Origin of the sequence: uncultured Flavobacterium sp. (assembly GCF_963922255.1) — a bacterium.
Classification (GTDB): domain Bacteria; phylum Bacteroidota; class Bacteroidia; order Flavobacteriales; family Flavobacteriaceae; genus Flavobacterium.
Genome location: NZ_CAWUIC010000005.1, coordinates 41,271 through 54,244, shown reverse-complemented (window position 1 = coordinate 54,244; position 12,974 = coordinate 41,271). Strand labels below are relative to the sequence as shown.

Here is a 12,974-nt window from a genome sequence, read left to right as displayed (position 1 = left end):
TTCAAAAATACTTCTTTTTATGATTAGTAAAAATCAAATTAAACTAATAAAAAGTCTTCAACAAAAAAAATACAGAAAACTGTATCAATTATTCATTGCAGAAGGTGTAAAAGTAATTCAAGAATTACTCAATTCCAATTATGAATTGGTTGAATTATTTTCAACGCAAGAATTATTCCCAAATGTTGAAAAAAGTAAATTAAATTACATTTCAGAAGCAGAATTAAAAAGCATTAGTGCTCTTGTAACTCCAAACGAATGTTTGGCTGTTTTTATTATTCCAGAAAAAGTTAAAGTTGATTATTCAAACACATTACAAATTGCTTTAGATGATATTCGTGATCCAGGAAATATGGGTACGATTATACGATTAGCTGATTGGTTTGGTGTTCAAAATATACTTTGTAGTGAAGCAACTGTTGATGTTTATAATCCAAAAGTAATTCAATCTACAATGGGTTCAATTGCAAGAGTAAATGTAGTGTATTGCGATTTGAAAAAAGAATTACTTTCTACCAAAGTTCCGGTTTATGGAACACTTTTAGAAGGAAAGAATATTTATTCAGAAAAGTTATTGCAACCGGCTATTATTGTTTTAGGAAATGAATCCAATGGAATTAGCCCAGAAATTCAACAGTTGATTACACACAAAATCACCATTCCACGTTTTGGAACCTTACAACAAACCGAAAGTTTGAATGTAGCAACAGCTACCGCTATAGTTTTAAGTGAATTTTGTAGAAATTCTTAATGAAAAGAAAAGTTTAAGAAAACACCTCTTGTTCGCATTGCATCAATGTTAGAAGTCCATTGACTATTAGGGTCTTTATCTCGAATTAATTCGTCATTCATACTGAAAACACCTCTAATTGATGGTGAAAAGATAAAATATTCTAAATATAAATCAACTCCAAATCCAATTTCATAATTATTGGTCCATTTAGTCATTCTAAAAACATCAGATTCATTGTCATCTGGTGAATCTTCAAAACTACTTAAGTTCAAACTTCTTGAAACACCACCAACTAGATAAGGTCTTACATTTCCAAATCGTTTTGATGAAAATTTCACTAAAAGAGGAAAATGAATATAAGTAGATTTTACTTCTCTAAATCGGTCCACAGGATCAACAATGTCTGGATAAATTAAATTTCGTTCTGTATAGTATAAACCTGGTTCAAAACGCAAATCTATATATTCATGAAGTCTTAAGTTTCCAATTAAACCTACATTAAAACCAGTTGTGTTTTGTACTTCTAAATCTTTAGTTATAGATTTATAATCAAACTGAAAGTCATAGAAATTAAAACCTAAATAAAAACCCCAATGCACTCTACTTTTTTGAAAATTCTCTAGATTAATTATAGGATCTTTTCCAAATTGAGCTTGACTTGAAATTGTAAATAAGACAAAACAAATAATAAAAAACTTCTTCATTTTTAGCAATTACTTCTTAGATGCGTGATAAATTGTGGCAACTCCAAATGTTTGTGGAAGATGCTGTACATCTATAAACCCAATTTTTCGTAAAATATTGTTCAAAGCTTCTCCAAATGGAAATTCATTAGCAGAATCTGACAGATATGAGTAAGCTGCTTTATCTTTTGAAAACAATTTTCCGACCAAAGGTAAAATAAATTTTGAATGAAAAGCATATCCTTGTTTAAAAGGGAATTTTGTAGGAACAGAAGTTTCAAGAATTATTAATTGTCCTCCAGATTTAATTGTTCTTAAGATTTCTGACAAGCCTTTTTCAAGGTTTTCAAAATTACGAACACCATAAGCAACTGTAATAACATCAAAATAATTATCAGGATAAGGTATGTTTTCACCATCACCTAAGACCATTTTTATTTTTGAATCTAAATTTTTTTCTTGAATTTTTTTCTTTCCAATATCAAGCATGCCTTGAGAAATATCTAAACCAATAATTTCTTTCGCAGAGGTTGTTGCAAATAAAATAGCTAAATCACCTGTTCCAGTTGCAATATCCAAAATGGTATCAGGTTGTTTAGAAGCAACCATTTTTAAGATTTTTTGTTTCCATTTTGCATCAGTACCAAATGAAATAACTCGGTTTAAGCCATCATAATTTCCCGAAATATTGTCAAACATTTGAGCAACTTGCTCTTTTTTACTTAAATCAGAATCTTTATATGGTTTTATATTTTTTGCCATTTTGTTTTTATTGGACTGCAAAAGTACGATTTATAATCAAAATCAAATAATTATTACCTTTTAACAAACGTTAAATACGTAAAATCATATTGATGTTTTTCGTCTTTTGGATGATATTCAGATTGTACAACTTCCCAAATGTCTTCATTGATTTCTGGAAAAAAAGCATCTGCTTCAACTGTTGTGTGAACTCTAGTTAGTTCTATTTTGTCAGCTATTCCAATAGATTGCTTGTAGATTTGTCCACCACCAATTATGAATATTTCTTCGTTTTCAGGACAAAGTTCAATCGCGTTTTTTAAACTATTGGCAACTATACAGCCTTCAGGAACAGTATAATCTTTTTGTCGAGTAATGATTATGTGAGTTCTATTTGGTAATGGTTTTGGAAAACTTTCAAATGTTTTTCTTCCCATCACAATATAATGTCCAGAAGTTAAGGCTTTGAAACGCTTGAAATCATCTGGCAAATGCCAAACTAAGTCGTTGTCTTTTCCAAGAGCGTTATTTTCTGAAGCTGCTGCGATTAATGTTAGCATATTGATAGAAATAAAATTAATTCAATTTAAAAACAATTGGTTGAGCATAAGAAACACTAATATCTTTTCCATTTAATTTTCCAGGTATAAATGTTGGTAGTAATTTTAATATTCTTAATGTTTCTTTAAGTAATATTGGGTTAGCTCCATAAATAATAAAATTAGTTGTTAATCCTTCTTTATTGATTACGAAATTCCCCATTGCTCTGCCTGAAATATTTCTATTTATAGCTTTTATAGGATAGTTGAAATTTTGCCTTATGTGATTATTCATTTGTGACATGAAACACTCTTTGCCGCTTTTTTCATCAATAATAGATTTGCAAATTTGAAAACGTGGAGTTTCCATGTTAGTTAGATCTTTTTTGTTATCTGGTAATATATAGTGATCAAAATCTACTTCCTTTAAATTAAATTCAAGAATCGCTTCTAATTTGATTTTGTTGTTTTTCTCGTTTTTAAATGGTTCTATTTTGGGTAATAATTCGACTAATTTTTTTAATGATTTTTCGAAATCTTTTGATTTAGTAGATATTTTATGAATAACAAACTTTCCTGTAGTGTCAACTTCAATTTCTAAATATATGTTGTCATTTATATTCTTAGCTAACTTTTTATTTAATATAATCTCTTCTGTAAATTTTCTATTAACAACTAATTGAAATCTATTTAAATAACAATATTTTAAAAAATGAATTGAATCACAATTCTGTTCTACATTTTCAAAAGCTGTTTTATATTTAATTTCATCTTGTGCAAATGAAATTGAACAAAAAGCTAAAAAAACAAATAATATTAATTTCTTCATAATAATTTAAATTATACAGCAACAGCTCCTTTAATATGTGGATGCGGATCATAACCTTCTAAAGTAAAATCATCAAAAGTAAAATCAAAAATGTTCTTTATTTCAGGATTTAAAATCATTTTTGGTAACGGCTTTGGTTCTCTTGAAAGTTGTAATTCCAATTGCTCCATGTGGTTGTTATATATGTGTGCATCTCCAAAAGTGTGCACAAAATCACCTACTTGTAAATCACAAACTTGTGCAACCATCATGGTAAATAAAGCATAAGAAGCAATATTAAAAGGAACACCTAAAAAGATATCTGCACTTCTTTGGTATAATTGACAACTCAATTTTCCATCAGCTACATAAAATTGAAAAAACGCATGGCATGGAGGCAAAGCAGCTTTGTTATTAGCCACATTTTCAGCAAAAGATTTTGATGTATCAGGTAAAACACTAGGATTCCAAGCGGAAACTAACATTCTTCTACTGTTTGGATTGTTTTTTAAAGTATCGATTAATTCTGTGATTTGATCAATTTCTTCACCGTTCCAATTTCTCCATTGATAGCCATAAACTGGACCTAAATCTCCGTTTTCATCGGCCCATTCGTCCCAAATTTTTACTCCATTTTCTTTTAAATATTCAATATTTGTGTCACCTTTTAAAAACCAAAGCAATTCATATATAATCGACTTTAAGTGTAATTTTTTTGTAGTTACCATTGGAAAACCTTCACTTAAATCAAAACGCATTTGATACCCAAAAACACTTTTTGTTCCTGTTCCTGTTCTGTCTCCTTTTTGATTTCCGTGTTCTAAAACGTGTTTTACTAAGTCGTGATATTGTTTCATTTTATATGGGTTATAGGTGATTGGTAATGGGTGATTGGCTATATATTATTGCGTTGATAAATAATTAATGAATGATGTTATTTTTTTCTCTATAGTTTGAATTAATGCTATTTTTTCTTCAATAATTTTTTCTGAAATTAACTTTAAGTCTGAACATAAAATTAATTGTGTTTCTAATTCGTAACAAGAACCTAAACTTATTTCTAAAAATCTGGAAAAATCTTTATTTGATTTCTTTGCACAACCTTCAGCAATATTTGAAGGAGTTGAAACTGTACTTCTTTTAATTTGAGAAGTTAATCCAAATTTTTCTTCTTCTGGCATAGTCTTCGTTAATAGGTATATTTCTTTAACTAAACCTCTTGATAAATTCCAAATTTCTAATTCTCTAAAATTCCTCATTTTATATACCTTTTACCAATTACCTATAACCCATCACCTAAAATTACCCTATAATCATTCCAGCAATAGTAGCAGAAAGTAGTGATGCTAAACTTCCACCAATTACAGCTTTCAATCCAAATTCTGATAATGTTTTACGTTGGTTTGGTGCTAATGAGCCAATTCCTCCAATTTGAATTCCGATAGAAGCAAAGTTGGCAAAACCACACAACATATAGGTTGCCATAATTACTGATTTATCATAAGTAAAGTGAATACTGTTTGCCATATTTTTCAATTCAGCCAATTGAATATAACCTACAAATTCTGAAGCTGCTAACTTTACACCTAAAAGTTGTCCCATCAACATCATATCTTCTTTTGCTACACCAATTAACCACATTAAAGGAGAAAATACTATTCCTAAAATGGTTTCTAATGAAAAGGCATTATAAGGTGTGTTGTCTGCAATAACGCTGTTTAATCCAGACCAACCACCAATCCAACCAAGTGTATAATTTATCATTGCAATAAATGCAATAAAAACTAATAGCATAGCTGCTACATTTGCGGCTAATTTTAAACCTTCAGTTGTTCCTGTTGAAATTGCATCTAATATGTTCGAACCAATTTTTTCTTTTGAAACTTCTACGTTAGTATTAATTTCTTCTGTTTGAGGATAAAGCATTTTTGAAATTACAATTGCTCCTGGTGCAGCCATAACTGATGCAGCTAGTAAGTGTTTTGCAAATTCTAGTCTTAAAACAGGGTCATTTCCACCAAGAAAACCTATGTAAGCTGCTAGAACTCCACCAGCAACAGTTGCCATTCCACCAACCATTACTAATAAGATTTCTGACTTATTCATTTTTTCTAAATAAGCTTTAATCATTAAAGGTGCTTCGGTTTGACCTAAAAATATATTTCCGGCAACTGATAGACTTTCTGCACCAGAAATAGATAGTAATTTAGTCAAAACTTTGGCTAAGCCTTTAACTATGATTTGAATTACTCCTAAATAGAATAATAAAGAAGTTAAAGCAGAGAAGAAGATAATTGTTGGTAATACTTGAAATAAGAAAATGAATCCAAAACTCTCGATATTCATCATTCCTCCTAAAAGGAATTCACTTCCAGCTCTTGTGAAATCTAGTACTAAAACGAATAAATTTCCAACAAATTCAAAACCAGCTTTTACAAATGGAACTTTTAAAACCCCAATGGCTAAAATTAATTGAGCTGCAATACCTAAACCAACTGTTTTCCAATTAATGGCTTTTTTATTAGCACTAAAAAGATAAGCAATACCTAATAGTGATAACATTCCAAGAATTCCTCTCCATATACTTGTAAAAGAGATTCCTTCACTTTTGATAAGTTGAGCAGTTGTGTCAGTTTTAACTTCTTTGTTTGATGCAAAAAAAGAATAAGCTTTCCCTTTGTTTTTGATCACTAAAGTTGAATCGGTTTTAGCTTCAATTACAAAACGTTTTGTAGGAGAATCTGAACCGTTTTCAAATAAAAAAATAAAATTATCTTGAACAAGATAATCTCCTTTTTGATTGATGCTATCGTTAGCAATTTGTAAAGTATAAGAACCTTTTTGAAGCTCTAAATAATCACTTTCAGAAGTAGATAATTGCCATTTTTTTTCAATTTCTTGAGCATTTATGGCTTGGTAGCTGAAAAGCACAGCCAACAAAAAAACTATTTTTTTAAACATTTTCGTTTGGTTAGTTTTGTTAAGATTCTTTTTTTGATATTTCATCACGAATTCGCGCTGCCTTTTCATAATCTTCATTTTGAACAGCTTCTTCTAGTTTGGCATATAATTCTTCTACAGAAAATTGACTAAAAGATTCTCCTTTTGGAGTTTTATCTTCTTGACCAAAAGTTTCAGGAGTTGATAAAACATCATCGTTATCTACGTTTTCGATGTCGTCTTCTATTGGATTTGTGTTTAGATAAATTCCTGCTTTGTCTAATATGTTTTTGTAGGTAAAAATAGGTGCTTGAAAACGTAAAGCAAGAGCAATTGCATCCGAAGTTCGAGCATCAATAATTTCTTCGATTTTATCTCTTTCGCAAATAATACTGGAATAGAAAACACCGTCGACCAATTTATGAATGATTACTTGTTTTACTACGATATCAAATCTATCAGCAAAACTTTTGAATAAATCGTGTGTTAAAGGTCTTGGTGGTTTTATTTCTTTCTCAAGTGCAATAGCAATGGATTGTGCTTCAAAAGCTCCAATAACAATTGGTAATTTGCGTTCCCCATCAACCTCATTTAAAATTAAAGCATATGCTCCATTTTGAGTTTGACTGTAGGATATTCCTTTTATAGTTAATTTTACTAAACTCATTCTTTGTGTAAGTTAAGAGTTGATTTTTTAGGTCAAACCTTACATTAATAAATACAAAATACATTTTTTGATAGCCCTGATTGTAGCGGCATCCTTTTTTGAAAAAAAAGATATAGCGAAAAGCAGGAAAATGTCTTCTAAATACAGCCCTAGCCATTCGCTCCAAAAATAAAAAAAAGAGCTATCTAAACAAAGATAACTCTAATTTTAATATAATTTATTTTTGAACAAAGCTTTTTAAGCGTTTGCAGCCTTGAAAGCTTTTAATTTTTCGATTAATTTTGGAACTACTTCAAAAGCATCACCAACAACTCCATAATCAGCTACTTTGAAGAAAGGTGCTTCTGGGTCAGTGTTGATTACAACTTTTACTTTTGATGAGTTGATACCGGCAATGTGTTGAATAGCACCAGAAATTCCAACAGCAATATATAAATTAGCTGCTACAGGTTTTCCGGTTTGTCCAACGTGTTCGCTGTGAGGTCTCCAGCCAATATCTGAAACTGGTTTTGAACAAGCCGTTGCTGCTCCAAGAACAGATGCTAATTCTTCAATCATTCCCCAATTTTCTGGACCTTTTAATCCGCGACCAGCAGAAACTACGATTTCAGCATCAGCAATTGTAACTTTTCCTGTTACTTTTTCAACGTTTTCAACTTTTACTGAGAAATCAGCATCGTTTAATGTTGGAGTAAAATCCTCTTCAGAAGGAGAAGAACTAGTTTCTACTAATCCGAAAGAGTTTTTAGCTAAAGCTAATACTTTTACATCAGTAGAAATTTCAGTAATATTGAAAGCTTTGTTTGAAAAAGCAGTACGTTTTACTTGAAAAGGACTTGTGCTAACTGGAAGAGCTACTACATTTGAAGCAAATCCTGCATTTAAATGTGAAGCTACAAGAGGAGCAAGGTATAAACTATCTGTTGTTGAAGAAAGAACAATTACTTTACTTCCTTCTTTTTCAGCAGCTTGTTTTACTACATCAGCATAAGCTTTTGCGTTGAATTTCGATAAAGAATCATTTGATACTTTTAATACTTTGTCAACTCCGTAATTGGCTAATTCTGCTGTTGAACCAGCGTTTATTGTTACTGCAGTAACAGTTGTTCCTAATGAATCTGCCACTTTTTTGGCATAAGAAGCTAATTCAAAAGCAACCTTTTTAAATTTTCCTTCAGCAGATTCTGCATATATTAATAATGACATAATTTTTGATTTAAAGATTGAAAAATTTAATAATTTAAAGATTTCGTAATTCGTAATTTATAATTCGTAATTATATAACTTTTGCTTCGTTATGTAATAGGTTTACTAATTCGTCTAGGTTATCTGAGCTAACTAATTTTACGGCAGATTTAGGAGCAGGTTTTTCAAATTTCACTGCTTTTGTAGCTGTTTCCGTGTTAGTTGGTTCAACAACATTAATAGCTTTAGTACGAGCTTGCATAATTCCTCTCATGTTAGGAATACGTAGATCTTTCTCTTCTACTAATCCTTTTTGACCACCAACAACTAAAGGTAAAGTTGCCGAAAGAGTTTCTTTTCCACCGTCAATTTCACGCATTGCTTTTGCATTTGAGCCATCAATAGTTAAATCGATACAAGAATTTATAAAATTATATCCTAATGAAGCAGATAACATTCCAGGAACCATTCCACCATTATAATCTAAAGATTCTTTTCCAGCGATAATTAAATCATAACTTCCTTGTTTTGCTACTTCTGCTAATTGTTTTGCAACGAACATTCCGTCCGTTGGAGTTGCATTAATTCGAATAGCGTCATCAGCACCGATAGCCAATGCTTTTCTTAATGTAGCTTCAGAATCTGCTAAACCAACATTCACTACTGTCACGGTAGCACCTTGTTGTTCTTTCATTTGAACAGCTCTAGTTAAGCCGAATTCATCATTTGGATTAATCACGAATTGAACACCGTTAGTATCAAACTCAGTATCACCATTAGTGAAGTTAATTTTTGAAGTAGTATCAGGCACATTGCTGATGCAAACTAATATTTTCATCTTGAATAATTTGAATTTTTATGCCACGAAATTACAAAAAAATGTTTAAAAAATACTATGCACGCATAATAAATTTTGTTAAATTTTAAATTTACGAAAAGGTTATAGTTAATAAATCATTTTTTATTTGAATTTGAATTATAAAATTGGAATTTTTTTTTACTATTTTTGCCTTTCAATATTATCATAAGAATAAAACTATATGAGAACGATACAATTCAGAGAAGCTATTGCGGAAGCAATGAGTGAAGAAATGCGTAGAGACGAATCTGTTTACTTAATGGGTGAAGAAGTAGCTGAATATAATGGAGCATACAAAGCTTCTAAAGGTATGTTAGATGAATTTGGACCTAAACGTGTTATTGATACTCCGATTGCTGAGCTTGGTTTTGCAGGTATTGCTGTTGGTTCTGCTATGAACGGATGTCGTCCTATTGTAGAATATATGACATTCAACTTTTCCTTAGTTGGTATTGATCAAATTATAAATAATGCTGCAAAAATGCGCCAAATGTCTGCTGGACAATTTCCAATGCCAATGGTTTTTAGAGGACCAACAGCTTCTGCAGGTCAATTAGGTGCAACTCATTCTCAAGCTTTTGAAAACTGGTTTGCCAACACTCCAGGTTTAAAAGTGGTAGTTCCTTCGAATGTTTATGATGCTAAGGGATTATTAAAAGCAGCTATTCGTGACAATGACCCAGTTATTTTCATGGAATCTGAACAAATGTATGGTGATAAAGGAGAAGTTCCTGAAGGAGATTACACTATTCCATTAGGTGTTGCTGATATCAAAAGAGAAGGATCAGATGTAACTATTGTTTCTTTTGGAAAAATTATTAAAGAAGCCTACACGGCAGCAGATGAGTTAGCTAAAGAAGGGATTTCTTGTGAAATAATTGATTTAAGAACGGTTCGTCCTATGGATTATAACGCTATCATTAATTCAGTTAAAAAAACTAATAGATTAGTTGTTTTAGAAGAAGCTTGGCCATTTGCGAGTGTTGCTTCTGAAATTACATATATGGTTCAAGAAAGAGCTTTTGATTATTTAGATGCTCCAGTTCAAAGAATTACAACGGCAGATACACCTGCTCCATATTCTCCAACTTTATTAAAAGAATGGTTGCCAAATGCAGAGGATGTAATTAAAGCTGTTAAGAAAGTTACATATAAATAAAATAAACTTTATATATTTGAAACTTCATCGGTTATGCTGATGAAGTTTTTTGTTTTAATACTCGCTCCAAATGAAATATAAAATAGTATTCCTATTGTTATTTATAAGTTCTGCAATTTTCGGTCAAACTAAAGTTGGAGGAAAAGTAATTGATGAATTTAATCAACCAGTTGCATTTGCTAACGTGATTTTTAAAAATTCAAAAGAAGGAGTCATTACAGATGAAAACGGAAGTTTTTATTTCGAATCCAAAGAAAATTATTCCACATTAATTATTTCTTTTATTGGTTATGAACCTGTTGAAGTTCCTTTAAAGCCAGGATTAAACAGCAATATAAAAGTTGTTTTAAGAGAAGGGGTTACTTTAAAAGATGTTGTAGTTTATTCTGGTAAAACCTCTAAAAAAGACAACCCAGCTATTGACATATTGCGAAAAATTTGGGAACGTAGAAGAAAAAACGGACTCCAAATGTTTGATCAATATCAATATGATAAATATGAAAAAGTAGAGTTTGACATGAATTCTATCGACAGTGCTTTCATGGCTAATAAAGTTTTTAAAGGATTGGAGTTTGTATTTGAACAAATGGATACTTCAAGAATAACTGGAAAAGCTTTTCTACCTATTTTTATCAATGAAGAACTGAGTGAGGTTTATGGAGATAATGTCAAAAATAAAAAGAAAGAAATTCTTAAAGCTAATAAAAACTCAGGTTTAGGTAGTAGTAATGGAGTAAACGCTTTCATCAAAGATTTATATGCAGATTATGACATTTATAATAATTACTTAAAATTCTTTGATAAAGATTTTGTGAGTCCACTTTCTAGAACAGGTATTAATGTGTATAATTATGTTTTGAGTGATAGTACATTCATAGACAATAAATGGTGCTACAATATTGTATATTATCCAAGAAGAAAAGGTGAACTTACTTTTAAAGGTGATTTTTGGGTAAATGACACTACTTGGGCCGTTAAAAAAATTAATTTAGAAGCCAATAAAAGTGCTAACATCAACTGGGTAAAAGAAATTTATATAGAACAAGAGTTTGACGTTTTAAATGATTCGGTTTTCTTGCTAAAAAGAGATCATATGATGTCTGATTTTAGTTTTTCTAAAAAAGAAGAATCAAAAGGAGTTTATGGAAAAAGAACAACTTTGTTTAAAAATCATCAGTTCAATATTCCAAAAGAAAATGATTTCTACAAAGAAGAAGTCAATTATTACGATAAAAAAGCATTCAATCAAACCGATGAATTTTGGGAACAAAATAGATTTGAAAGCTTAAACGAAAATGAAGCCGGAATTTATAATTTACTAGACACCTTAATGACTGTTCCAAAGTTTAGAAGAGTTTATGATTTGGTCGCAATTTTAGGTAGTGGTTACATTGAAGTAGGAAATATTGATATTGGTCCAATATTTTCAACTTTTGGATATAATGATGTAGAAGGTCAACGTTTGCGTTTTGGTGGAAGAACCTATTTTGGCACAAACGATCCTTGGAGAATTCAAGCCTACACAGCTTACGGATTTAAAGATGATAAATTCAAGTATGGTATTTCAGGAAAATGGTTGGTGAATAAGAAAAACAGATTAATTCTTTCTGCAGGAAATAGAAGAGATGTGGAGCAAATTGGTGTTAGTTTAACAACTTCAAATGATGTTTTGGGTAGAAGTTTTGCTTCTTCTTCATTTTTCTCTAGTGGAATAAATAATAAATTAACAAACGTTAATTTAACCAATTTCGGAATCGCTATTGAACCAATAAAAAATTTGGTTTTTCAAACTAACTTTTCTTACCGAACATTAGAGTCTGCTTCAAGTGATTTTAGTTTAGATTATTTCACAGATAATACATTTACTACAACAGAATCAAGAGTTAAACAATCAGAAATTAATTTAGTTGGAGAATATACTCCAAATAGAAAAACAATTGGTTACGGAGTAGAACGTCAAGATGTAGATGATAATTATGCTCGATTATTTTTAAGTTACAGTCAAGGATTCAAAGGAGTAATGAATAGTGATTTCGATTATCAAAAAGTCCAGTTTTATTATAGACAACCCGTTTTAGTTGGAGGTTTTGGTAGATTATTCACCACATTAGAAGTAGGAAAAACATTCGGTCAAGTTCCATTAGGGTTAATGGGAGTTGTGCCCGGAAATCAATCTTATTTTGTAATTGACAATACGTATAATCTGTTAAATTATTACGATTTTGTCGCTGATGAGTATGCTTCCCTTCATTTTGAACATCATTTTAACGGAAGATTATTTTCTAGAATTGGCTTTTTGAGAAAATTAAACTGGAGAGAAATTGTGGGTATAAAAACAGTTTATGGAACTGTTTCAGATGAAAACCGACAAATAAATGCTTCAGGATTAGTCTATCAAGCACCCGAAAAAGTCTATTGGGAATATCACGCTGGAATTGGAAATATTTTCAAAGTATTCCGTTTAGACTTTGCTTGGAGAGGAAATTATTTCGACCTTCCAGATGCAAAACGATTTACAGTGAAAGGATCATTCGGATTCTATTTCTAATTGATTTTTTTGGAATTTGGAATTTCAAATATCGGAATTTATTAAATTTGGGTGTTCCCTTTCAGGTCGCGTCTTCCACTATATCTTTTTTTGTTTTTAGTCAAAACAAAAA

13 protein-coding genes are annotated in these 12,974 nt (G+C 30.6%); 3 read left to right on the top strand and 10 right to left on the bottom strand.

Features of this window, described 5'->3' with window-relative positions; all coding sequences use genetic code 11:
• Window positions 1–19: 19 nt before the first annotated feature.
• Complete coding sequence (locus tag AABJ49_RS05685; RefSeq protein ID WP_338376847.1) at window positions 20–751, top strand: RNA methyltransferase; 732 nt, start codon at window positions 20–22, stop codon at window positions 749–751.
• Here the strand turns inward: AABJ49_RS05685 and AABJ49_RS05680 are convergent.
• The 10 genes from AABJ49_RS05680 to AABJ49_RS05635 form a co-directional block, all read right to left on the bottom strand.
• Window positions 748–1,437, bottom strand: coding sequence for a porin family protein (locus tag AABJ49_RS05680; protein WP_338376845.1), 690 nt, complete (start codon window positions 1,435–1,437; stop codon window positions 748–750). The genes AABJ49_RS05685 and AABJ49_RS05680 overlap by 4 nt on opposite strands.
• A 9-nt stretch (window positions 1,438–1,446) precedes the next feature.
• Window positions 1,447–2,178 (bottom strand): bifunctional demethylmenaquinone methyltransferase/2-methoxy-6-polyprenyl-1,4-benzoquinol methylase UbiE, encoded by a 732-nt coding sequence (gene ubiE / locus AABJ49_RS05675; RefSeq protein ID WP_338376843.1) that lies wholly within the window; start codon window positions 2,176–2,178, stop codon window positions 1,447–1,449.
• 53 nt (window positions 2,179–2,231) lie between these two features.
• Window positions 2,232–2,717 carry a dihydrofolate reductase gene (locus AABJ49_RS05670; protein ID WP_338376841.1) on the bottom strand — a complete coding sequence of 162 codons (486 nt, stop codon included), beginning with the start codon at window positions 2,715–2,717 and terminating at the stop codon, window positions 2,232–2,234.
• 16 nt (window positions 2,718–2,733) lie between these two features.
• The gene (locus AABJ49_RS05665) at window positions 2,734–3,525 is read right to left on the bottom strand and encodes an energy transducer TonB (RefSeq protein ID WP_338376839.1); all 792 of its coding nucleotides are present in this window, start codon (window positions 3,523–3,525) and stop codon (window positions 2,734–2,736) included.
• Between the two features lie 11 nt (window positions 3,526–3,536).
• Window positions 3,537–4,361, bottom strand: coding sequence for a thymidylate synthase (locus AABJ49_RS05660; RefSeq protein ID WP_338376836.1), 825 nt, complete (start codon window positions 4,359–4,361; stop codon window positions 3,537–3,539).
• Window positions 4,362–4,406: 45 nt separating this feature from the next.
• Entirely contained in the window at window positions 4,407–4,763 is a 357-nt protein-coding gene (locus AABJ49_RS05655; RefSeq protein ID WP_338376834.1) for a four helix bundle protein, read from the bottom strand.
• Window positions 4,764–4,806: 43 nt separating this feature from the next.
• On the bottom strand, window positions 4,807–6,465 hold the full coding sequence (locus AABJ49_RS05650) for a nucleoside transporter C-terminal domain-containing protein (RefSeq protein ID WP_338376832.1): 1,659 nt from the start codon (window positions 6,463–6,465) through the stop codon (window positions 4,807–4,809).
• A 19-nt stretch (window positions 6,466–6,484) separates the two neighbouring features.
• Window positions 6,485–7,111, bottom strand: coding sequence for a bifunctional nuclease family protein (locus AABJ49_RS05645; protein ID WP_338376830.1), 627 nt, complete (start codon window positions 7,109–7,111; stop codon window positions 6,485–6,487).
• Between the two features lie 237 nt (window positions 7,112–7,348).
• The gene (locus tag AABJ49_RS05640) at window positions 7,349–8,317 is read right to left on the bottom strand and encodes an electron transfer flavoprotein subunit alpha/FixB family protein (protein WP_338376828.1); all 969 of its coding nucleotides are present in this window, start codon (window positions 8,315–8,317) and stop codon (window positions 7,349–7,351) included.
• A 70-nt stretch (window positions 8,318–8,387) separates the two neighbouring features.
• Window positions 8,388–9,134 (bottom strand): electron transfer flavoprotein subunit beta/FixA family protein, encoded by a 747-nt coding sequence (locus AABJ49_RS05635; RefSeq protein ID WP_338376826.1) that lies wholly within the window; start codon window positions 9,132–9,134, stop codon window positions 8,388–8,390.
• Window positions 9,135–9,336: 202 nt separating this feature from the next.
• On the opposite strand from AABJ49_RS05635, the gene AABJ49_RS05630 reads away from it, so the two are divergent.
• A complete protein-coding gene (locus AABJ49_RS05630) occupies window positions 9,337–10,314 on the top strand; it encodes a pyruvate dehydrogenase complex E1 component subunit beta (RefSeq protein ID WP_338376825.1) in 978 nt (325 codons plus the stop codon).
• A 70-nt stretch (window positions 10,315–10,384) separates the two neighbouring features.
• The gene (locus AABJ49_RS05625) at window positions 10,385–12,862 is read left to right on the top strand and encodes a DUF5686 family protein (RefSeq protein ID WP_338376823.1); all 2,478 of its coding nucleotides are present in this window, start codon (window positions 10,385–10,387) and stop codon (window positions 12,860–12,862) included.
• The last annotated feature ends 112 nt before the right edge of the window (window positions 12,863–12,974 follow it).